The organism is Allobosea sp. OK403, from assembly GCF_900113835.1.
Lineage (GTDB): Bacteria > Pseudomonadota > Alphaproteobacteria > Rhizobiales > Beijerinckiaceae > Allobosea.
The window spans coordinates 127,306-147,121 of the sequence record NZ_FOQV01000003.1; the positions used below are offsets into that span (position 1 = coordinate 127,306).

The 19,816-nt window shown below is 64.6% G+C and carries 22 protein-coding genes; 7 read left to right on the forward strand and 15 right to left on the reverse strand.

What is annotated here, in order from left to right:
• Window positions 1-97: 97 nt before the first annotated feature.
• The 3 genes from BMZ97_RS11930 to BMZ97_RS11940 all read right to left on the reverse strand — a co-directional run bounded on the left by BMZ97_RS11930 (window position 98) and on the right by BMZ97_RS11940 (window position 2,229).
• Window positions 98-964 (reverse strand): branched-chain amino acid aminotransferase, encoded by an 867-nt coding sequence (locus tag BMZ97_RS11930; protein ID WP_092169347.1) that lies wholly within the window; start codon window positions 962-964, stop codon window positions 98-100.
• A gap of 229 nt (window positions 965-1,193) precedes the next feature.
• Entirely contained in the window at window positions 1,194-1,511 is a 318-nt protein-coding gene (locus BMZ97_RS11935; RefSeq protein WP_092169350.1) for an AzlD family protein, read from the reverse strand.
• Window positions 1,498-2,229 carry an AzlC family ABC transporter permease gene (locus tag BMZ97_RS11940; RefSeq protein WP_244546369.1) on the reverse strand — a complete coding sequence of 244 codons (732 nt, stop codon included), beginning with the start codon at window positions 2,227-2,229 and terminating at the stop codon, window positions 1,498-1,500. The genes BMZ97_RS11935 and BMZ97_RS11940 overlap by 14 nt, the downstream gene beginning before the upstream one ends.
• Window positions 2,230-2,648: 419 nt before the next feature.
• On the opposite strand from BMZ97_RS11940, the gene BMZ97_RS11945 reads away from it, so the two are divergent.
• Window positions 2,649-3,254: a 4'-phosphopantetheinyl transferase family protein gene (locus BMZ97_RS11945; RefSeq protein ID WP_092169353.1), complete on the forward strand. Its 606-nt coding sequence runs from the start codon at window positions 2,649-2,651 to the stop codon at window positions 3,252-3,254.
• A gap of 8 nt (window positions 3,255-3,262) precedes the next feature.
• On the opposite strand, the gene BMZ97_RS11950 is transcribed toward BMZ97_RS11945, so the two are convergent.
• The 4 genes from BMZ97_RS11950 to BMZ97_RS11965 all read right to left on the reverse strand — a co-directional run bounded on the left by BMZ97_RS11950 (window position 3,263) and on the right by BMZ97_RS11965 (window position 6,929).
• Window positions 3,263-4,003: a TerC family protein gene (locus BMZ97_RS11950; protein WP_092169356.1), complete on the reverse strand. Its 741-nt coding sequence runs from the start codon at window positions 4,001-4,003 to the stop codon at window positions 3,263-3,265.
• A 19-nt stretch (window positions 4,004-4,022) separates the two neighbouring features.
• The gene (locus BMZ97_RS11955; protein WP_092169359.1) at window positions 4,023-4,727 is read right to left on the reverse strand and encodes a TerC family protein; all 705 of its coding nucleotides are present in this window, start codon (window positions 4,725-4,727) and stop codon (window positions 4,023-4,025) included.
• Window positions 4,728-4,918: 191 nt separating this feature from the next.
• Window positions 4,919-5,998: a tartrate dehydrogenase gene (locus BMZ97_RS11960; RefSeq protein WP_092169362.1), complete on the reverse strand. Its 1,080-nt coding sequence runs from the start codon at window positions 5,996-5,998 to the stop codon at window positions 4,919-4,921.
• A gap of 19 nt (window positions 5,999-6,017) precedes the next feature.
• Entirely contained in the window at window positions 6,018-6,929 is a 912-nt protein-coding gene (locus BMZ97_RS11965; protein WP_092169365.1) for an alpha/beta fold hydrolase, read from the reverse strand.
• Between the two features lie 126 nt (window positions 6,930-7,055).
• On the opposite strand from BMZ97_RS11965, the gene BMZ97_RS11970 reads away from it, so the two are divergent.
• Entirely contained in the window at window positions 7,056-7,649 is a 594-nt protein-coding gene (locus tag BMZ97_RS11970; RefSeq protein WP_092169368.1) for a hypothetical protein, read from the forward strand.
• A gap of 268 nt (window positions 7,650-7,917) precedes the next feature.
• Here BMZ97_RS11970 and pheT read toward each other — a convergent pair whose 3' ends face one another.
• From pheT to pheS, 3 genes are read right to left on the reverse strand one after another with little or no spacing between them, the layout of a single operon-like run.
• Window positions 7,918-10,356 carry a phenylalanine--tRNA ligase subunit beta gene (pheT, locus tag BMZ97_RS11975; RefSeq protein WP_092169371.1) on the reverse strand — a complete coding sequence of 813 codons (2,439 nt, stop codon included), beginning with the start codon at window positions 10,354-10,356 and terminating at the stop codon, window positions 7,918-7,920.
• Window positions 10,353-11,540 carry a ceramide glucosyltransferase gene (locus BMZ97_RS11980; RefSeq protein ID WP_244546370.1) on the reverse strand — a complete coding sequence of 396 codons (1,188 nt, stop codon included), beginning with the start codon at window positions 11,538-11,540 and terminating at the stop codon, window positions 10,353-10,355. The genes pheT and BMZ97_RS11980 overlap by 4 nt, the downstream gene beginning before the upstream one ends.
• Window positions 11,541-11,568: 28 nt before the next feature.
• Window positions 11,569-12,651 carry a phenylalanine--tRNA ligase subunit alpha gene (gene pheS / locus BMZ97_RS11985; protein WP_092169374.1) on the reverse strand — a complete coding sequence of 361 codons (1,083 nt, stop codon included), beginning with the start codon at window positions 12,649-12,651 and terminating at the stop codon, window positions 11,569-11,571.
• Between the two features lie 128 nt (window positions 12,652-12,779).
• On the opposite strand from pheS, the gene BMZ97_RS11990 reads away from it, so the two are divergent.
• Genes BMZ97_RS11990 through BMZ97_RS12000 form a run of 4 tightly spaced genes read left to right on the forward strand, consistent with a single transcriptional unit; the run spans window position 12,780 to window position 15,181 of the window.
• Complete coding sequence (locus BMZ97_RS11990) at window positions 12,780-13,217, forward strand: type 1 fimbrial protein (protein WP_092169377.1); 438 nt, start codon at window positions 12,780-12,782, stop codon at window positions 13,215-13,217.
• Window positions 13,218-13,220: 3 nt separating this feature from the next.
• Window positions 13,221-13,745 carry a hypothetical protein gene (locus BMZ97_RS31215; protein ID WP_175525529.1) on the forward strand — a complete coding sequence of 175 codons (525 nt, stop codon included), beginning with the start codon at window positions 13,221-13,223 and terminating at the stop codon, window positions 13,743-13,745.
• 10 nt (window positions 13,746-13,755) lie between these two features.
• Window positions 13,756-14,364 (forward strand): SCO family protein, encoded by a 609-nt coding sequence (locus BMZ97_RS11995; RefSeq protein ID WP_175525530.1) that lies wholly within the window; start codon window positions 13,756-13,758, stop codon window positions 14,362-14,364.
• Between the two features lie 55 nt (window positions 14,365-14,419).
• The gene (locus BMZ97_RS12000; RefSeq protein WP_210188246.1) at window positions 14,420-15,181 is read left to right on the forward strand and encodes an LOG family protein; all 762 of its coding nucleotides are present in this window, start codon (window positions 14,420-14,422) and stop codon (window positions 15,179-15,181) included.
• A gap of 519 nt (window positions 15,182-15,700) precedes the next feature.
• Here BMZ97_RS12000 and BMZ97_RS12010 read toward each other — a convergent pair.
• The 4 genes from BMZ97_RS12010 to rpmI all read right to left on the reverse strand — a co-directional run bounded on the left by BMZ97_RS12010 (window position 15,701) and on the right by rpmI (window position 18,236).
• Entirely contained in the window at window positions 15,701-16,060 is a 360-nt protein-coding gene (locus tag BMZ97_RS12010; RefSeq protein WP_092169389.1) for a hypothetical protein, read from the reverse strand.
• Window positions 16,061-16,165: 105 nt separating this feature from the next.
• Window positions 16,166-17,395: a M20/M25/M40 family metallo-hydrolase gene (locus tag BMZ97_RS12015; protein ID WP_092169392.1), complete on the reverse strand. Its 1,230-nt coding sequence runs from the start codon at window positions 17,393-17,395 to the stop codon at window positions 16,166-16,168.
• 234 nt (window positions 17,396-17,629) lie between these two features.
• Window positions 17,630-18,007, reverse strand: coding sequence for a 50S ribosomal protein L20 (rplT, locus tag BMZ97_RS12020; RefSeq protein ID WP_092169395.1), 378 nt, complete (start codon window positions 18,005-18,007; stop codon window positions 17,630-17,632).
• Window positions 18,008-18,035: 28 nt separating this feature from the next.
• Complete coding sequence (gene rpmI, locus BMZ97_RS12025) at window positions 18,036-18,236, reverse strand: 50S ribosomal protein L35 (protein ID WP_066609790.1); 201 nt, start codon at window positions 18,234-18,236, stop codon at window positions 18,036-18,038.
• A 275-nt stretch (window positions 18,237-18,511) separates the two neighbouring features.
• Here rpmI and BMZ97_RS12030 point away from each other — a divergent pair, with 275 nt between their 5' ends.
• A complete protein-coding gene (locus BMZ97_RS12030) occupies window positions 18,512-19,540 on the forward strand; it encodes an amino acid ABC transporter substrate-binding protein (protein WP_244546430.1) in 1,029 nt (342 codons plus the stop codon).
• Window positions 19,541-19,622: 82 nt separating this feature from the next.
• Here BMZ97_RS12030 and BMZ97_RS31220 read toward each other — a convergent pair whose 3' ends face one another.
• Window positions 19,623-19,772 carry a hypothetical protein gene (locus tag BMZ97_RS31220; RefSeq protein WP_175525531.1) on the reverse strand — a complete coding sequence of 50 codons (150 nt, stop codon included), beginning with the start codon at window positions 19,770-19,772 and terminating at the stop codon, window positions 19,623-19,625.
• Between the last annotated feature and the right edge of the window lie 44 nt (window positions 19,773-19,816).

Sequence of the window (19,816 nt, forward strand, 5' to 3'; positions counted from 1 at the left end):
GACCACCTCGTAAACCAGAGCACTCTGGTCACAAGATTCTCGGGGCAAGCCCGAGAATGACGCCCTGGATCCCTGAGCAAGTCCGCAGGCGTCGGCTTCACGCCGCCTTTGTGTGGGCGAAGTCCATGTAGAGTTCGCGAGCGCGGCGGAACATCGGGCCGGGCTGCAGCGTCATGTTGTCGATGCGGGTGACCGGCATGCATTTGGAATAGTTGCCCGAGATGAATATCTCGTCGGCCTGCTCGAAGTCGCTATAGCGCAGGCTCATCTCCTCGACGGGGATGCCGTCCTGCCTGAGCAGGCCGATGACGCGCTGGCGGGTGATGCCGTTCAGGAAGGTGCCGTTGGGAGCCGGCGTCCTGACGACGCCGTCCTTGGCCAGGAAGATGTTCGAGGTTGCGGTCTCGGCGACGTTGCCCAGCATGTCGAGCACCAGAGCATTGTCGAAGCCGGCGGCCTTGGCAGCGCGCAGGATGCGGGCGTTGTTGGGATAGAGGCAGCCGGCCTTGGCGTCGGTCGGCATCGTCTCCATGGTCGGACGGCGGAACGCGCCTTGCGTCACCGAGAAGCCGTTGGTCGGCTGCGGCATCGGCGCCTCGAACAGGCAGAGGCAGAACTGCGTCGAATCCGGATCGGGCATGATGGTCGAGGGCCCGTCGGCCTCGCCCCAATACATCGGCTTGACGTAGAGCGCCGTGCCGGGGGCGAATTTCTTCACGCCTTCATGCGTCTTCTCGATGATGAAGTCCTGCGTCACCGTGGCCTTGAGGCCGAGCGCCACGGCCGAGCGGTTGACGCGGGCGGCATGGGCGGCGAGATCGGGCGCGACGCCATCAAAATAGCGGCCGCCGTCGAAGACCGAAGAGGCCTGCCAGAGCGCATGGCTGCGTGGACCCACCAGGCCGGGGTTACCTTCGTGCCAGGCACCGTCGAACCAGCTCCACGTCTGAGAATACCATGCCATAGCGGCGCTCCAATTTGGTCAGTTTTACTGACAGACACCGTCTGCCCAGAGATCGTCGGCGTCAACATGGCGCAGGCCGCCAAGCGATGACGGGATGTGATGGAAGCGATCGGAAGCGGTGATCGGTTAGAGCGTTTTCAAGCGAAGTGGATACCGGTTCGTGTGAAGAAAACGCGTTAAAAACAAAGATCTGGAGCAATTGAACGATCCGATCGGATCGGAAATTGCTCTAGAAGCCGAGCGCGCGCGCCGCCGAGACCGTCGCCATGCCGACCGCCAAGGCCAGCAACTCGCTGCGCCGCAGCACCATGCTGCCGATCGCCGCGATGAGTGCGAGTGCGGCGGCGAACCCCAGCCGCTCGATCAGCGGCAGCACGGTCGCGACCACGATCGAGCCCGGCAGCGCCGCAAGCCCACACCGGACGCGCGGCGTCAGCGGAATGAAGCCCATCATGATCACGCCGGAGATGCGGCAGAGATAGGTCGCCAGCATCATGGCGAGGATGACGAAGGCCGCGCCCCATGGGCCGGGATCAGGCAGGGTCATCGCTGAACGCCCCCGTGAGCGCGCCGGCAAGCGAGCCGACGATGATGAAAGCGTAGCCGTCGATCAGCTTCGCCGTGACCAAGGCCACAAGCCCTGCGACGACCCAGGGCACGGCCGCCCGCCTGCCGCGCCAGAGCGGCACGATCATCGCGGCGAAGAAGATCGGCATGACCAAATCGATGCCGTATTGGCGCGGATCGGCCACCAGCGCGCCGAGCAGATATCCCGGGATCGTCGTCGCAACCCAGACGACCCAGAGCATGACGCCGGCGCCGATGATCACGCCCAGATCACGCCCGCCCTCGCCATGATAGCGTGCGCCAACCAGCCAGCTCGCATCGGTGAAGAGGAAGAGATGGGCGGCGTTGAGCGCCTTGGGATAAGGCGCGAACCAGGGCTGCAGCGAAGCCCCCTGGAGCACCATGCGCGCATTCACCGTCGCGGTGACGACGGCAAGCCCCGCAATCGCCCCCCAGCTCCATTCCGGCCGCCACAGCTCCATCGCTACCAGCTGCGCCACGCCAGCATAGACCAGCGCGCTCATCAGCACGGTTTCCAGCAGGCTCAGCCCCTTGGCCGCGGCCGCCGCACCGAAGGCGACCGCGAAGACGACAATGCCCGGCAGCAGCACGGAAACCCTGCGAACGCCCAGGCGCACGCCCTGCATGGTGAGCAACGGGCGGGCAGACTCCGAGGTCGGTTCGGGCGAAGCGATCATGGCTCTTCAAGAGCGCTAACGCATCATACCGTCAACAGATGGCAGCACCGGCCGCGCATGAGGCCTGCGCAGGGCGGGACAAGAGCCGGTCCCGTGCCAGGTGCAAACCATCTTGGCTCGGAACCTCGGCGTCATTCCGGGGCTACGCGAAGCGTAGAGCCTGGAACCCAGAACCGATGAAACTGGAAAGCAAGCGTCGTCATCGGCCCCGCCTATCTCGTCGTCACCTGCGGTTCTGGGTTCCGGGCTCGATCCTTCGGATCGCCCCGGAATGACGGCGCGGTTCCAAATCAAGCCGTCACACTTTACAGCATCAGACCGAAGCCCGCATTCGGACCGATGCTGTAGAGCGTTGATCTGCATCGGCTCGCCCCGAAAACCGGTTCCCACTTTTCGGGCCGATGCTCTAGCCTTACGCCATGCACTGGCTGACCTCTCCCATCGCCGCCCCTGCCCTGCCCGCGACCTGGCTGATCGCGACCGGCGCGAGCCCGGCCAACCTCGCCGAGCGCTCGGCCTTGCGGCGCGAGACGGCGCGGACGATCATCGCTGCTCAGCTTAGCCTGCCGATCGAGGTCATCGCGATCGGGCATGACCAACGAGGCCGGCCCTTGCTGGCTCAGCCGGTCGCGACGGGACTGCATCTCTCGCTCGCGACGCGGGCGGGCTTCGTCGCGCTGGCGCTGGCGCAGGCTCCTGTCGGCGTCGATGTCGAGCGGGTCGAGCCCCTGGCCACGCCGCCGCTCGCGACCTTGCATCCGCTGGAGCGGGAGGCGCTGCTCGCCCTGCCCGAGCAGGCGCGGCCGCTGGCCTTCGCACAACTCTGGGCGGCCAAGGAGGCCTATGTGAAGGCGCTCGGAACAGGCTTTGCCCGCGCGCCGGAGAGTTTCGCAATCACGTTTGCTTCGCTGGAAACCTTCAGCGTCAGCGATCCCGAGCGATCGGCCCCGTGTCTGGGCACGAGCCGCATCATGAAAAACGGCGACCAGGGGAGCCTGGCCGCCGCGATCGTGGTGCTCGGCTGAGCGAGATCTCAGCCTGGCTGGTCTGCCGGCTTCTTCTTCAGCACGTAGGCGACGAGGCAAACGAGCGCAGCGCCGATCGCTGAGGAGACGTAGTGGGGCATGGCGGCCGGACCGATTCCGAGCGCGCTGACATCTTTCGACACAGGGGTGACCCAGCTCGGCATATTGACCTGGAGCCATTGCAGCACCGCGATGTCGCCGATGATCATCTCCGCCGCGATCCAGCCGAGCAGGGCCGCACCGAGCCAGACCAGGATCGGGAAGCGCTCGATGATCGAGGTCAGGAGCTGCGCGCCCATAATGATCAGCGGGATCGAGAGCAGCAGGCCGAAGATGAACAGCTCGGGATGTCCGCGCGAGGCCGCCGCGATCGCGATGACGTTGTCGAGGCTCATCACGGCGTCAGCGATCGCGATGGTGCGCACGGCCCGCCAGAGATTGTCGCTCGCCTCAATGTCGCTATGGGCTTCCTCCTCGCCCATGGCGAGCTTGATCGCGATCCAGAACAGCAGGACGCCGCCGACCACCTTCAGGAAGGGCACGTTCAGCAGATAGCTGACCACCAGCGCGAAGACGATACGCAGGCCGACCGCGGCGCCGGCGCCGAGCCAGATGCCGATCTTGCGCCGGTTTTCCGGCAGCGAGCGGCAGGCAAGCGCGATGACGACCGCGTTGTCGCCGGAAAGAAGCAGGTCGATCCAGATAATCTGGAGCAACGACACCCAGAATTGGGATGATGAAAAGTCCATAGGTCGGTCAGTCCCTGTATCAGAGGGCCGGATCTGGCCGGCGAGGTTTCAACCAGTAGCCAAGACCGAGGACGAGAAGCGCCCCCAGCAAAGCCGCCGGATATTCGAGACGGTGCAACGCATCCGCGCCGAAATGAGTGATGAGCCAGGGATCGCTGTCGAACATCTCGCCAGCGACCCAGCCGAGCAGCGCCGCCCCGGCCCAGACCAGGATCGGAAAGCGCGTCAGCAGGTTCGTGATCAAGGATGCTCCGAGCACGATCAGCGGGATCGAGATCACCAGCCCGGCGATCAGGAGCGGAATCGAATCCTTGGCGACGGCGGCGATGGCCAACACGTTGTCGAGGCTCATGACGATGTCGGCGATCGCGACCGTCTGGACCGCCTTCCAGAGCTTGCTGCTGGCCGTGATCGAATCCTCGTCGCTCTCGCCATCCTCGATGATCAGCTTCACCGCGATCCAGATCAGCAGCAGCGCGCCAACGATATGCAGGAAGGGCGCGTTGAGCAGCGAGGCGATCAGCACCGTGAAGACGACGCGCAGAACCACGGCGACGCCCGCTCCGAGCGCAATCCCCTTGGTTCGCTGCGCGGGCGACAGTGCCCGGCAGGCGAGCGCGATCACTACCGCATTATCGCCGGAGAGGACGATGTTGAGCGCGATGATCTCGGCCAGCTTCCCCCAGATCAGAGGATCAACGAAGGAAAGCGAAGAGAGATCCATCAAGACAAGCCCTTCCAGAAACGGCAATTCGAGACTTGGAGCGGCTGAGCAACCCGGTCAGGGTCGCTCAGCCGCTCCAGTTCTTTGTTTCAACGCGTTTTCTTCAGGCGAACCGCAGTTCACGCCGCTCCAAAACGCTTCAGTCAATCCAGCAGCGCTTATCGCGCCTCGGGATCCGGCCTGCCGGGCCTTTAGCCCAGCGCCTGCTCGACCGCCTTGCCCGCGGCTTCGGTATCCAGCGTCCCGCCGAGATCGCGGGTGCGGGTGCGGGCGTCGCCGAGCGCGCGCTCGATTGCGGCCTCGATGCCCTTGGCGGCTTCGGTCTCGCCGAGATGATCCAGCATCATCGCGCCCGACCAGATCTGGCCGATCGGGTTGGCGATGCCCTTGCCCGCTATGTCGGGCGCCGAGCCATGGACCGGCTCGAACAGCGAGGGATGATCGCCGGTCGGGTTGATGTTGCCCGACGGCGCGATGCCGATCGTGCCGGTGCAGGCCGGGCCCAGATCCGACAGGATGTCGCCGAACAGGTTGGAAGCCACGACCACGTCGAAACGGTCCGGATTCAGCACGAAATGCGCTGTCAGGATGTCGATATGGTACTGGTCGACGGCGACGCCGGGATAGTTCTTGGCCATCTCCTTCACCCGCTCGTCCCAATACGGCATGGTGATCGAGATGCCATTCGACTTGGTTGCCGAGGTCAGCTTTTTCCGCGGACGGCGCATCGCCAGTTCGAAAGCGTATTTCAGCACGCGGTCGACGCCGACACGGCTCATCACCGTCTCCTGCATGACGATCTCGCGCTCGGTGCCGGCGAACATCTTGCCGCCGACCGAGGAGTATTCGCCCTCGGTGTTCTCGCGCACGACGAAGAAGTCGATATCGCCGGGCTTGCGGCCGACGAGCGGGCCAGGAACGCCCGGCATCAGGCGCACCGGGCGCAGGTTCACATACTGGTCGAATTCACGCCGGAAGAGCAGCAGCGAGCCCCAGAGCGAGATGTGGTCGGGCACCTGCGCCGGCATGCCGACCGCGCCGAAATAGATCGCGTCATGGCCGCCGATCTTTTCCTTCCAGTCGTCGGGAAGCATCTTGCCGTGCTTCTCGTAATAATCGCAGGACGAGAAATCGAACTCGTCGAAGCGCAGTTCGAAGCCGTATTTCTTGGAAGCTGCCTCGAGCACGCGCAGGCCCTCGGGCATGACTTCCTTGCCGATGCCGTCCCCGGCGATGACGGCGATACGATAGACGCGATTGGTCCCACTCATAGTTTTTGTCCAAACAAGCTCATGGGTTTTCTCCAAAGAAGGCCGTGAATTCGGCGGCGACGAGATCGGGAATCTCCTCCGCCAGATAATGCCCGCCTGGCAAGGCACGGCCTTGGACGTTCTCAGCGCGCTGCCGCCACAGCGCAAGCGGCTCGAAACATTTGCCGATGATGCCGTTGCCGCCCCAGAGCGCGAGCAAGGGCTGGGTCAGCTTGCGACCGCCATCCTCATCGTCATGGCGGATATCGATGGTGGCGGCGGCGCGATAATCCTCGCAACTCGCATGGATGGTCTGCGGATCGCTGAAGCAGCGCAGATAATGGGCGAGAGCCTCGGGCGCGAAGGGCGTCAGCCCGGCCGAGCCGGAGCCGCATTTCTTGCGCCAGTAGGCCTCGGGATCGGCCCCGATCATCCGCTCCGGGAAGGGCGCGGGCTGGATCAGGAAGAACCAGTGCCAATAGGCTCGCGCAAAGGCGTCGCTGGTGTTGGCGTACATCTCGCGGGTCGGCGCGATGTCCAGCGTCGCGAGCTTGGTGACGCGCTCGGCATGGTCGAGCGCCAGGCGATGGGCGACGCGCGCGCCGCGATCATGTGCGCCGACGAAGAAGAGCTGATGCCCGAGCGCCGTCATCACCTGCGCCATGTCGAGCGCCATGGCGCGCTTGGAATAGGGGAAATGCTCGGCATCGCTTGCCGGCTTGTCGCTGTCGCCATAGCCGCGCAGATCGGCGCAGACCAAAGTGAAGCGGTCCCGCAAGTGCGCGGCGAGCTTGTGCCAGAGCGCATGCGTCTGCGGGTAGCCATGGAGCAGCAGGAGCGGCGGCCCCTTCCCGCCCGTCCGGACACGGATGCGCGCACCCGATGTCGCGACATCGAGCAGACGGAAGCCAGGGAAGAGGCTGTCCTGGACGGGGATTTCGGTGATGGTCATTCGGTGCTGTTGAGGTGAAGCAATCGGGAGCGATTACCCTGAATCCCGGGCGATTACGCCGATGGATTATTACACAATCACGATCAATAACCGCATGATCGACAATGTGAGAATCCGATAGCCCTCATGGACGGCCAGGCCCCCCTCATCGACGAGAATGATCCGGTTCAGAGCGTGTTCGCGCCGGTGCTGGGATTGCCGGCGTGGAGCGTGCAAAAGGGCCAAGGCAGCATGCTCACCTTCGAATTCGGCAATCCATCTCTGTATATTCGCGAGCCGATAGAGTCGAAGGAGGCCGCGAGCGCAAAAATCGTCGCGTGGCGCCGCCGCCGTACCGTCAAGCCAATCGGCGAGTGGTGGTTGTGGATTTATTGCTGCAACTGGCGGTGCATCGTGCGCGGTCGCGAAACCGCGCATTCGGAATCGACAAGCAAGCGGATCGGCACCGCTGTACGCGAACTCGACGGGCAATGCCTGTTGTCTATCAGCGTAGATCCCCTCAAGGGGACATCCCGCTTTGTCTTCGACCTCGACACCGTGCTGGAGACATGGCCCTACGAGGACGAAGACCTCGACGAACAATGGTCGCTGCAGCGCAGGTCCAGCTACATCTTCGCCTATCGCAAGGATGGCCGATACAGCTGGTCGGCGGAGAATGCGAGCTCCGGCGAGGAAGTCTGGTTACCATTGCCGTCGGGCGCCATCGGCATAGTCGCCTGAACGCTACTCCCCCCGCCTGCGGCGGGGAGAGAGCACGCGCCACGTCCTCTCTCCTTCTCCCGGATGGAAGAAGCGAGGTGGCTCTGCTCGAAGACCAGCCTGCGCGGGGAACCCTCTCCCGTAGGGAGAGGGCAGGGTGAGGGGTAGGCCGTTCGACGCTTTGGTCGCGACCTCACCGCTGCCTCGCTGTGAGGTTGGCGTCTAACTGGTCCAGGGGCCTACACCTCACCCCTGCCCCTCTCCTTACAGGAGAGGGGTTCCCCGCGCCCTACCCCCGCAGCGCCGCCCCATAGCGCTTGGCCATCTCGGCCACGATCTTGGCGCCGACCGCCTCGATCTCGGCCTCGGTCAGCGTCTTGTCGACCGGCTGCAGGGTCACAGCCAGCGCGACCGACTTCTTGCCGGCCTCCACGCCTTGCCCTTCATAGAGGTCGAAAACCGCGACATCCGCGATCAAAGCCCGGTCGGTGTTCTGCGCGGTCTTCATCATCTCGCCGGCCGCGACCGTCTTTTCGACGATGAAAGCGAAATCGCGCGTCACCGGCTGGAAGCCCGAGAGCGCCAGCTTCGACTTAACCTTGGTCGGCTTGTACTTCGGCAGCGGCAGCGCATCGAGATGGATCTCGAAGGCGACGAGCGGGCCCTTGACGTCTAGCGCCTTCAGCACCTTGGGATGCACCTCGCCGAAGGCGCCGATGACGCCCTTAGGGCCGAACCGGAGCGTGGCCGAACGGCCGGGATGCGCCCAAGCAGGACCACCAGCAGAACTGCCGCCCGCGACGATCTGCAGGCCGCCGACCGGAACGCCAAGCCCCGTCAGCAGGCCCATCAGATCGGCCTTGGCGTCGAAGACATCGACGGGCTTGGCGGCACCGTCCCAATGGCGGCCAACGCCTTCCAGCCTCGCCGTGCCGCGGCGCAGGCCGGCGGCGGCGATGAACTGCCCCTCGGGCGTATCATCCTTGAAGACCTGCCCGACCTCGAACAGCGCGACGTCGCCGAGGCCGCGATCGGCATTGAGCTGGCCTGCGCGGATCAGCCCCGGCAGCAGCGAGGGGCGCATGTCGGAAAGATCGGCCGCGATCGGATTGGCGAGCACGAGCTGGCGCGAGCCGCCGCCGAACAAAGTCGCGGCGTCATGCGAGATGAAGGACCATGTCACCGCCTCGACGAGGCCGCGGCTGGCGAGCAGGCGCTTGGCGGCGCGAGTGCGCTTCTGCAGCACGGTGAGGACCGGCTTCACCACCTCGCCCTTGATCCGCGGCAACGGCGTCGAGACGACACGGTCGAGGCCGGCGATGCGCACGATCTCCTCAACGAGATCGGCCTTTCCAGCGACATCACCACGCCAGGACGGAGCGGCGACCTTGACGCGCTCGCCGGCGCCCGAGACGTGGAAGCCGAGCGAGGTCAGCGCGAGCTTCATCTCGATCTGCGGCAGATCGAGCCCGGTCAGGCGCTTGACCTCGGACCAGGGGAAATCGATGGCAGAGGCGCTCTCGGGCAGATCGCCCTCGAAGATTATCTCGGAGGCCTCGCCGCCGCAGAGATCGAGGATCATCGCGGTGGCGAGATCGAGGCCCGGGCGGGTGAAATCAGGATCGACGCCGCGCTCGAAGCGATAGCGTGCATCGGAGTTGATGCCGAGCGCGCGGCCGGAGCGAGCAATGTTGAGCGGGTCCCAGAGCGCGCTCTCGACCAGCACGTCGGTGGTGGTCTCGTCGCAGCCGGAGGCCTCGCCGCCCATGATGCCGGCAAGCGACTCGACGCCATGCGCATCGGCGATGACGACCTGCTCGCTGGTCAGCGTGTAGCTCTTGCCGTCGAGCGCCAGGATCGTCTCGCCGTCCCTGGCCCGGCGCACCGTGAGATCGCCCTTGACCTTGGCGGCGTCGAAGACGTGCAGCGGCCGGTTGCGGTCGAAGGTCATGAAATTGGTGATGTCGACCAGCGCGTTGATCGGCCTGAGCCCGATGGCGCGCAGCCTCGCCTGCAGCCATTCCGGCGAAGGCTCGTTCTTGACGCCGCGCACCAGCCGCAAGGCGAAGGCCGGGCAGAGGTGCTTGTCCGCCTCGGCGAAATCGAGCGTCACCTTGACCGGGCAGGGATAGGCCCCGCGCACAGGCAGGACCTGCGGCGTCTTGAGGCCACCGAGCCCGGCGGCGGCGAGGTCACGCGCGACGCCGGCAACGCCGAGCGCATCGGCGCGGTTGGGCGTCACCGCGATCTCGATCACGGCGTCGTCGAGCCCGACATAGGTGGCATAGGGCTGGCCGACAGGCGCATCCTCCGGCAGGTCGATGATGCCGTCATGATCCTCGGAGAGCTGCAACTCGGCGGCCGAGCAGAGCATGCCATTCGACTCGACGCCGCGAATGACGCCCTTGCCGAGCGTGATGTCCTTGCCGGGGATATAGGTGCCGGGCGGGGAGAAGACGCTCTTCATGCCGGTGCGGGCATTGGGCGCGCCGCAGACGACCTGCACAGGCTCGCCCGCGCCGGTATCGACCATGCAGACGCGCAGCCGGTCGGCGTTCGGGTGCTGCTTGGCCTCGATCACATAGGCGATGGTGAAGGCCTGGAGAGCCTTCGCCTTATCCTCGACGGCCTCGACCTCGAGGCCGACGCGGGTCAGCGTCTCGGTGACGGTGTCGAGCGAATCCGTGGTGTCGAGATGGTCCTTCAACCAAGACAGAGTGAACTTCATGAGTGTCCGTCACTTCTCAGATTGGCATGGGACATCGCGGGCGACGCAGCGTTGAGCTGGTCGTCCCCATCCGTCCGGATCTTCATGGAATTGCCGCGCCAGGTGACCTCACCGGCGATGAAGGCATAGGCCCAGACGCCGGGAAAGATCAGATCCCGCAGCAACAGCGCCAGCGGCATGCGCCAGGAGAGATACCAGCCGACGCCATAGGCCAGCGCCATCTCCGCCACATACCAGGGCAGCAGCACGAGTGCTGGACCAAGCCATGCGGAATATCCGTAGGCCAGCGCAGCGAAGGCCGCACACAGCGCCGGCAGCAGCGGGCCGGACAGGATCTCGGGCGCGAAGAAGGGCAGGAACGTCACCCGGCGCAGACGCGCCCAGCGGAACTGCCGCTGCACGACGTCATATAAGGAGCGCTCTCCCAAGGGCTGCTCGAAGGGCTGGCCGACGAGATGGACATGCTTGCCGGCCCGGCGCACCAGCTTGGTGGCGGCGGCATCCTCGGCGATTTCCTCGCCCAGCACGGCAATGCCGCCATTGGCGTCGAGGAAGGGCTTGTTCCAGAGCATCGACTTGCCCTGCGCGAAGCCGAAGCCGAGCGCCTCGCCGGCATATTGCCAGCGCGCCTGGAAGGTGTTGAGGAAGGCGCATTCGAGCTCGGCCCAGAAGCCCTGCGGACGCGAGCCTGCCGGTGTCGAGCAGACGAGCCCGGTGTCGGGCCGCCAGGAGGCCAGCATGCGCTGGATGTAGTCCCTCGGCATCAGCACGTTGGAATCGGCCAGGATGACCCATTCGGTCGTCGCCGCCTCCCAGCCCTTGACGCAGTTGTTGAGCTTGGGATTGGCGCTGACGGCGACATCGCCTGTGATCAGGCTGACCCGCTCCGCGCCGAAGCGGCCGATCAATTCCTCGATCAGCGGCACGATCGGATCATCGGCATCGGCGACGCAGAAGATCGTCTGATAGCGGGGATAGTCGAGCAGGAGGCCAGACGTCGCCGTCTCCCTGCTGAAGGCCTCGATGCCGCGCACCGGCCGCACGATCGTCACCGGGGGCTGCGCGTCGAGCAGAGCGCAGCCGGCATCCTTGCGGCGCAGGCGCACGAAGGCGATCGCCTGGCAGAGCAGATTGGTCGCGACGGCGAGCGCCGCGAACAGGCCAGCTGATGCAGCCAGGCTCACCGCAGCCTCCCCTGATGCCGCGACGTGCTCACGACGACAGCCCGCCCGTCAAGGTCGGCAGGTCGAGCGGCCGGAAGCCGTAATGGGCGAGCCAGCGCAGATCCGCCTCGAAGAAGGGGCGCAGATCCGGCATGCCGTATTTCAGCATGGCGATACGGTCGATGCCCATGCCCCATGCGAAGCCCTGGTAGACATCCGGATCGAGCCCGCAATTGCGCAGCACATTGGGGTGGACCATGCCGCAGCCCAGGATCTCGAGCCAATCCTCGCCCTCGCCGAAGCGGATCTCGCCGCCCTTGCGCGAGCATTGGATATCGACCTCGACCGAAGGCTCGGTGAAGGGAAAGAAGGAGGGGCGGAAGCGCATCTTGACGTTGTCGATCTCGAAGAACGCCTTGCAGAACTCCTCAAGCACCCATTTCATGTGGCCCATATGGGCCTTCTTATCGATGACGAGCCCCTCGACCTGATGGAACATCGGGGTGTGGGTCTGGTCGGAATCCATCCGGTAGGTGCGACCAGGGCAGATCACCCGGATCGGCGGCTCCTGCGCCATCATGGTGCGGACCTGGACCGGCGAGGTGTGGGTGCGCAGCAGCTTGCGCTCGCCATTCGCATCGGGCGCGAAGAAGAAGGTGTCGTGCATCTCGCGGGCGGGATGGCCGACGGGGAAGTTCAGCTTGGTGAAGTTGAGGTCGTCGGTCTCGACGTCCGGGCCTTCCGCCACCGAGAACCCCATATCGCCGAAGATCGCGGTGATCTCGTCGATGACCTGGCTGATCGGATGGATGCGGCCGCGTGCCTCGGGCCCCTCGCGAACCGGCAAGGTGATGTCAACAGTCTCGGAGGCGAGCCTGGCGTCGAGCGCAGCCTCGCCCAGCGCCTCCTTGCGGGCGGAGAGCGCGCCTTGCACCTTGTCGCGCAGGCCGTTGATCAGCGGCCCCTTGTCCTTGCGCTCCTCGGGCGTCATCGCGCCCAGCGTCTTGAGCAGCGCCGAGATCGAGCCGGCCTTGCCCAGCGCTGCGATCCTGACCTGCTCCAGGGCGGTCTCGTCCTGCGCGCCGGCGATGTCGGCAAGGAGGCTCGCGCCCAAGTTATCGATCTCGTTCATGCCTGCTCTGGTCCATTTGCGAGGCATCTTCTAGGGTGTCGCCAGCGGCGAGGCTAGAGGCAATCATGCTGGCAAAGCATCGCTGCGGCGGCAAATCCAGACCGTTTCACCTCGATGAGGGCAGCCACATGACAATCATGTCTCAATGGCGGGCGGCACTGGTCGTGAGTTCGTTCATTGGCCTGGCCATACCGGCAGCGGCGCAGGACGGCAGGCGCGTTACCATCACCGGCGAGATCAGCGACACCTGGTGCACGATCAGCGGGCTGATGTTCGCCAAGGGAACGGCTCACCATCAATGCGCCATCTGGTGCGCGCTTGGCGGCATTCCCGTCAGCATCCGCGATGCGAAGGGCAATCTCTACCTCATCCTGAAGATCGGCGACGACGACGACAGCGCGTCCAATCCCAGGGTCGCGCGCATGGCGACGCACGAGGTCAGCGTCGATGGCGAATTGCTGGAGCGCGACGGGGTGAACTACCTGCTCGTCGACCGTATCGCCGACGACAAGGGCGTCATCACCATGACGCATGAGGAATACGGCATCCAGCCGTTCGGGAACTGAGCGATGCAGGCGCTCTCCACGATACGCCTCGCGCTGATGATTTTTACAGTGTCCGGCGCCACCTCCTCCCTGGCCGCCGAAGCCTGGAATATCCCGCATGAGAGGGCAGTCGTCCTGAAGGGACGCGTCGTCGACGCGCTGTGCCAGCTCAAGGGCCGCTGCGCGCCCGATTGCGGCGGCGGCAAGCGGCAGCTCGGCTTGCTGCTGACGGATGGCACGTTCCGGCTCGTGGCCAAGTCCAACATCGATTTCGCCGGATCGATCCCCGATCTGATCGGCTTCTGCGGCAAGGAGATTGAGGCCGACGGGCTCCTGATCGAGAACCCGGCCATAACCTTGTTCTTCGTGCAGGGTATCAGGACCGATGCGGCTGGATCCTTCATCCCGGCCGAGCGCTTCAAGGCGGATTGGGAGACGCGCAACGGCAAGGCCGAAGAGTGGTGGCGCGCCGACCCGGAAGCGAACCGAATCATCGCTGCGGATGGCCCGCTCGGCATCAAGGGCCTGGTGCCCAAGCCAAAGCCCTGAGGCCCCCGCGATGACCGACATGATCGCGCGCAGGGGCGTGCTGGCCGGCCTCGCCGCTTTCGCCACAGGACGCGCCGTCGCACAGGATCAGGCCAGCCATCAGGGCAGCCTCCAGCATGATCGGCTCACGGCGCAGTTCGGCGGAGCTTTTACCCTCACCGATCACACGGGCAGGCGCGTCAGCAACGGCGATTTTCGTGGCCGCTTCATGCTGATCTATTTCGGCTTCACACGCTGCACCGATACCTGTCCGGTTGATCTGCCGGTCATCGCGCAGGCGCTCGATGCGGTCGGCCCGCTCGCGGACAAGCTCGTGCCGCTCTTCATCACGGTCGACCCCGGCAACGATACGCCGCCGGTCATGGCGACCTATGTCGCTGCCTTCCACCCGCGCCTGATCGGGCTCACCGGCAGCGAAGCGGAGATCGCGGCAACGGCCAAAGCCTACAAGGTGCATCGCCGCAAGCTGACACAGCCTCACCATGGCGCGGGCGAATATGCGGTCGACCATGGCTCGCTGACCTATCTGATGGGGCCGGACGGGCGCTTCATGACGTTGCTGCCGCATAATTCGGGAGCCGAGCGGCTGGCCGCGATCCTGCGGAAATATCTCGCCTGAGGCGACAGGCCGCGTCTGTGTGGCTATGCAGGGCATACCCCACAGGACCGATGCCATGGCCGACAACACAGCCCAGAAGACCTCGCCCTCCTATCGCCTGGCCGCGCTCGATCCCGACTTCATCCTCGGCGATTCCACGCGCGGGACACGCTTCATGCTCGAATACCAGAAGGCCGAGGACAGCCTGCGGGCGCGCGGCATCGCCTCGACCATCGTCGTCTTCGGCTCGGCGCGGGTGCGCGAGGGCAATCCCTGGTACGAGGCGGCGCGGGCTTTCGCGCGGCTCGCCTCTGAGCGCGGCGGCGCTCTGGCTCAGGCTGGCAATGAGCACCGGCATGTCATCGCCACCGGCGGCGGGCCTGGCATCATGGAGGCGGCCAATCGCGGCGCGACGGAGGCCGGGGCGCTCTCGATCGGCCTCAACATCACCTTGCCGCATGAGCAGGAGCCCAATGCCTGGTCGACCCCGGACCTGACCTTCCGCTTCCATTATTTCGCGATGCGCAAGATGCATTTCGCCATGCGGGCGGCCGCACTCGTCGCCTTCCCCGGCGGGTTTGGCACGCTGGACGAATTGTTCGAGGTGATGACGCTAGTCCAGACCGCCAAGATGCCGCCGGTGCCGATCGTGCTCTATGACAGCGCCTTCTGGAAAAGTTTGGTCAATTTCGACACGCTGCGCGAAGCCGGCTTCATCCGCCCGGAGGACCTGTCGCTGTTTGCCTTTGCCGACACGCCCGACGAGGCCTATGCCCGTATCGTCGCGGGCGCCGGCGACGCCTGGGAGCCGGCGGCAAAGGACAGTGTGCAGACGTAGAGGCGCGCGATTGGTCGCGATGCACCACCGTCATTCGGTAATCGGTCGGTTTGGGCGCCGGTTCCGACCCGTTGGGGACTTGCGCGCCCACCTGTATTATAGCGTCGATCCCTGTGGAGGACCTATGAGGCTGGTTTGTATCGTAGTCTGCATAGTCGCGACGGCGACTGTTTGCCGGGCAGACGTGCAAAGCGGTAAGCTTCGGCCCGATGATTATCCCTTTCAATGCGGTGCAGTTTTCGGGATCATCGGTCGCGCCTACTCTGACGCTGCGAACGTTAGCGAGGCGACAAAATTCAGCGAGAGAGCTAAAAAACTTGAGCTACTGGCCCAAGCGGAGTTCGCTAGACGGGGTCGAACCCAGCAAGACGCTGAAAATTATATGCAGAAGCATATTGATCTCACGATCGAGTTAGCCGCTAGAGAACCGCAGCTGATCGCTAATTTCGTCAGAGCATGCGAGCAGCGATTCCCTGGCTGATAAACTCGAGTTCAATGCCAACAATCGCCCCTTAGCGGTCATCCACCGTGAGGGCGCAACCGCTGGCGGATCGAGCTGACGAACATCAATGCAACTTTTTCGTCTTCGCTCAAAAGCGCGTTTCCTCCTGCCCTCAAGCGGTTGTCCAGGGAACGGAGCGTCAGATCAATGGCTGGTGGCAGTTCGGGAATGATGACAGGAACATCCTTCATCTCACTGTCGCCAAGCGTCCAACTAAGAAGGCTACTTTTCCGGTCTAGTGACCATCTTCCGCCAGTCAACATCCGGCGACCGCTCGCCTCATAGCCAGAGACTCGCTCGACAAGGCAGACCAGAACGGCGGACGCGGCGACCCCAACGATGATGTCGCCCGGCTCAACTGTGATGTCATATCTCATCCCGCGCACAGCCCTCTTCCTGTCGGAACGTGTCCGCTTCCCACCCAGAGCGGAAATCGGCCGGCGTCGGTCGCAAGCAATGGGCACCACCGGCCGATAGACCGTTTATGCGCCGACGAAGCCAGCCACGGCGAGGATGGTCGTAAGGCTGGCCGTCATGCCGGATACGCTGGCGGTCTTCTCGGCATCGATCCACTCGGCGAGAGAATGCGCCCGGCCGCCGGTGCCGCCCGAACCGATCTTGATCGCGGGTATGCCGAGGCTCATCGGAATATTCGCGTCGGTCGAGGACGCCTCGTGCTTGGGCGCAAAGCCATGTGCCTGAAGCGCTGCGGTGGCGAACTGGACGATATCGGTGTCCATGGCCGTGTTGCCGGCGGGGCGATCGCCCAGCGTCCTGATATCGACGGTGATCGCTCCTTCGCTGGTCGAGCGGATCGCGTTCTCCTGTTCCACGGCCGCGGCCACGATCGCGCGGCATTGCGCGTCCAGCCTGGCGAGCTGCTCCGCCGATTCCGACCTGAGGTCGATGTCGATCCACGCCTCCTCGGGAATCGCGTTCACCGATGTGCCGCCGCCGACGACGGAGGCGCAGAACGTGGTGCGAGGTGTTTCCGGCACCTCGATGCGGCCGAGTTCGACGACCGCCTGCGCCATGGCATAGATCGGGTTCACGATCCCGAATGCCTTGAAGCTGTGCCCGCCCGGCCCATTGAAGCGGACGGAGTAGCGTTTCGAGCCGACGCCGCCGACCACGATCTTGTCCACCTGCGGACTGTCGACGGTGATGAAGGCTTCGATCTGGTCGCGATACCGCCCCTTGGTGAAGAGATGGCGGACGCCACGCAGGTCGCCGAGCCCTTCTTCGCCGACATCGCCGACGAATAGAATATCGTTGCGGGTTCGGATGGAGGCGGCGTCCAGCGCGCGAATGAAGGCGAGCAGGACGGCAAGGCTGCGGGTGTCGTCGCCAATTCCCGGCGCATAGAGCTTGGTGCCCTCGCGGCGAACGGTGACGTCGATTCCTTCCGGGAAGACAGTATCGAGATGCGCGGCGACCACGATCAGCCCGCCATTGCCGGTGCCGCGCCTGACGCCCATGACATTGCCGATCTCGTCCTGCTCGACATCCTCGAGACCATGCGCACGCAGCATCTCGAGATAGGCTGCGGCGCGCCGCTCCTCCTTGAAAGGAGGCGATGGAATCTCGGTCAGGGTGACAATGTCGGCAACGGTGCGATCGTGGTCGGCGTCGAGCTTTTCGACCGCGACCTTGAATGTCGGATGGCTGGTGATCGCGGCGATTTCGGAGGCGTGGTCGCGCTGCACTGGCATTTCCCCATCATGCGGTCGGTGGCCTTGCTACGGCGCAAGCTGTGCCGCCAGCCTTAGTGCGGCGCAAGGGCTCCTAGCGAACATCCGATCTGCTTTTGTGGCGACCGGAGAGCCGATCATGCGCGCTCGTCGTTCGGCTTCCGGGGCTCATCACGAAGCAAAGAAAAAGGCCGGCATCGCTGCCGGCCTTTTCCTCATTCAATGAAAGCAAAACCGCTCAAGCAGCCTTGATTATCAGGCAGCCTTGGGCTCGGCGGCGGCGAGCGCGCCCTTGACCGTCTCGACCACGGCAGCGAAGGCCGCTGCGTCGTCGATGGCCATGGCCGACAGGGTCTTGCGGTCGAGCTCGAGACCGGCCTTGTGCAGGCCGTTGATGAACATCGAGTAGACCAGGCCGTGCTCACGCACCGCAGCGTTCAGGCGCTGGATCCAGAGCGCGCGGAACGAGCGCTTCCGGTTCTTGCGGTCGCGATAGGCGTACTGCATCGAGCGATCGACGGCCGCCTTGGCAGCGCGGATCGTATTCTTGCGGCGGCCATAGAAACCCTTGGCAGCCTTGAGTGTCTTCTTGTGCTTGGCATGGGACGTTACGCCCCGTTTCACGCGAGCCATGTGATGATCTCCGGAAGGTTAGGGGGCGTCAGCCGTTGGGGAGGAAGTATTTCTTCACGTTGGCGGCGTCGCCCTCGAAAAGAACGTTCGTACCCCGGTGATTGCGGAGCTGCTTGTTGGTCCGCTTGATCATCCCGTGACGCTTTCCGGCCTGGGCGTAGAGCACCTTGCCGGTTCCGGTGATCTTGAAGCGCTTCTTGGCGCTCGACTTCGTCTTGATCTTGGGCATTTCAGCTCCTCATTGGTCGCGGACGCGCGAATTGCGCCGCTTTCAGTTTTGCTTGTTCAAGAAGTGCTCTTGGGGAAGCAAAGATCGACCGCCACGGCAGCCCTTATCAGCCGGGCGATCGAAGGCCGCGCGTATGACAGAAAAGGGCGGGCATGGCAAGCGCGGGACGAGGGCTCCGCGACAAGCCGCTTGACGAGATCCGTGGAAGGAGCGTCAACACGTCACGACAACGTCTCACAGGGCTCACAAGAAGCCCACGCTACCAGAGAGGAAACATCATGCGAATTTCAGTGGCCGGATTCCTTGCCGGCATCGTCCTGAGCGCAGTGGCCAGCGCGCCTGCCCTCGCCCAGTCGACGCTCGACAAGATCAAGCAACGCGGCCAGATCATCTGCGGCACCAGCGAAGGCGTTCCCGGCTTTTCCCTGCAGGACGCCAACGGCGCCTGGAAGGGCTTCGATACCGATATCTGCCGCGCGCTCTCGGCTGCCATCTTCAACGACCCCGACAAAGCCTCCTATCTCTCGCTCTCGAGCAAGAACCGGCTGGTCGCGCTGCAGAGCGGCGAGATCGACGTGCTGGCGCGCACGACGACCTGGACCCTTGGCCGCGATATCGGCCAGGGCGTCAGCTTCACGGCGGTCAACTATTACGACGGCCAAGGCTTCATCGTCCGCAAAAAGCTCAATGTGAACAGCGTCAAGGAACTCGACGGCGCCTCGATCTGCGTCGCACAAGGCACGACCACGGAGCTCAACCTCGCCGATTACGGCCGGACCAACGGCATCAAGTTCGAGACCGTCGCCTTCGCGACGCTCGAAGACACCGTGCAGGCCTATGAGGCCGGCCGCTGCGACGCCTACACCACCGACCTTTCCTCGCTCGCCGGCACGCGCAGCAAGCTTAAGGCCCCCGAGGAGCATGTCCTGCTGCAACAGGTCATCTCCAAGGAGCCGCTCGGCCCCTGGGTCCGCAAGAACGACGCGGCCTGGTTCGATCTCGTGCGCTGGACCGTGTTCGCACTGATCAACGCGGAGGAATTCGGCGTCACCAAAGCCAATGTCGACGAGATGGTGAAGACCTCGACGAACCCCGAGATCCGCCGCCTGCTCGGCGCCGAGGGCAAGTTCGGCGAGTCGCTCGGCCTCAGCAACGATTGGGTCGTGCGGATCATTAAAGCCGTCGGCAATTACGGCGAGAGCTTCGAACGGAACTTCGGCGCCAACACCAATAACCCGCTGCCGCGCGGCGCCAACAAGCTGTGGACCCAGGGCGGGCTGCAATTCGCACCGCCGATCCGCTGACAGCACGATGGCAAGGGGGTGGGGAGGTCCAGTATCGCCCCGCCCCTTCTGCCCTTCAAAGACAGTTTGATCATTCGAGCCCTCATCCTGAGGAGCCGCGAAGCGGCGTCTCGAAGGATGGTTCGGAAGGGCGCTGGAGCGCCGTCCACACAGCCAGAGCCGTCATTGCGAGCGCAGCGAAGCAATCCAGGAAGGCGTAGAGCGAGCCCTCCTGGATTGCTTCGTCGCTCACGCTCCTCGCAATGACGGGGTGGGCGGCCGGTGCCGCAGCCGCCC

What these genes read in the sequence shown, in the direction of transcription:
- BMZ97_RS11990 (WP_092169377.1), top strand. Translation starts at nt 12,780, where the DNA reads ATGACAATCATGTCTCAATGGCGGGCGGCACTGGTCGTGAGTTCGTTC.
- pheT (WP_092169371.1), bottom strand. Translation starts at nt 10,356, where the DNA reads ATGAAGTTCACTCTGTCTTGGTTGAAGGACCATCTCGACACCACGGAT.
- pheS (WP_092169374.1), bottom strand. Translation starts at nt 12,651, where the DNA reads ATGAACGAGATCGATAACTTGGGCGCGAGCCTCCTTGCCGACATCGCC.
- rplT (WP_092169395.1), bottom strand. Translation starts at nt 18,007, where the DNA reads ATGGCTCGCGTGAAACGGGGCGTAACGTCCCATGCCAAGCACAAGAAG.
- BMZ97_RS11955 (WP_092169359.1), bottom strand. Translation starts at nt 4,727, where the DNA reads ATGGATCTCTCTTCGCTTTCCTTCGTTGATCCTCTGATCTGGGGGAAG.
- BMZ97_RS11960 (WP_092169362.1), bottom strand. Translation starts at nt 5,998, where the DNA reads ATGAGTGGGACCAATCGCGTCTATCGTATCGCCGTCATCGCCGGGGAC.
- BMZ97_RS12000 (WP_210188246.1), top strand. Translation starts at nt 14,420, where the DNA reads ATGGCCGACAACACAGCCCAGAAGACCTCGCCCTCCTATCGCCTGGCC.
- BMZ97_RS12015 (WP_092169392.1), bottom strand. Translation starts at nt 17,395, where the DNA reads ATGCCAGTGCAGCGCGACCACGCCTCCGAAATCGCCGCGATCACCAGC.
- BMZ97_RS11995 (WP_175525530.1), top strand. Translation starts at nt 13,756, where the DNA reads ATGACCGACATGATCGCGCGCAGGGGCGTGCTGGCCGGCCTCGCCGCT.
- BMZ97_RS11970 (WP_092169368.1), top strand. Translation starts at nt 7,056, where the DNA reads ATGGACGGCCAGGCCCCCCTCATCGACGAGAATGATCCGGTTCAGAGC.
- BMZ97_RS11965 (WP_092169365.1), bottom strand. Translation starts at nt 6,929, where the DNA reads ATGACCATCACCGAAATCCCCGTCCAGGACAGCCTCTTCCCTGGCTTC.
- BMZ97_RS12010 (WP_092169389.1), bottom strand. Translation starts at nt 16,060, where the DNA reads ATGAGATATGACATCACAGTTGAGCCGGGCGACATCATCGTTGGGGTC.
- rpmI (WP_066609790.1), bottom strand. Translation starts at nt 18,236, where the DNA reads ATGCCCAAGATCAAGACGAAGTCGAGCGCCAAGAAGCGCTTCAAGATC.
- BMZ97_RS11940 (WP_244546369.1), bottom strand. Translation starts at nt 2,229, where the DNA reads ATGATCGCTTCGCCCGAACCGACCTCGGAGTCTGCCCGCCCGTTGCTC.
- BMZ97_RS11945 (WP_092169353.1), top strand. Translation starts at nt 2,649, where the DNA reads ATGCACTGGCTGACCTCTCCCATCGCCGCCCCTGCCCTGCCCGCGACC.
- BMZ97_RS11935 (WP_092169350.1), bottom strand. Translation starts at nt 1,511, where the DNA reads ATGACCCTGCCTGATCCCGGCCCATGGGGCGCGGCCTTCGTCATCCTC.
- BMZ97_RS11930 (WP_092169347.1), bottom strand. Translation starts at nt 964, where the DNA reads ATGGCATGGTATTCTCAGACGTGGAGCTGGTTCGACGGTGCCTGGCAC.
- BMZ97_RS31215 (WP_175525529.1), top strand. Translation starts at nt 13,221, where the DNA reads ATGCAGGCGCTCTCCACGATACGCCTCGCGCTGATGATTTTTACAGTG.
- BMZ97_RS11950 (WP_092169356.1), bottom strand. Translation starts at nt 4,003, where the DNA reads ATGGACTTTTCATCATCCCAATTCTGGGTGTCGTTGCTCCAGATTATC.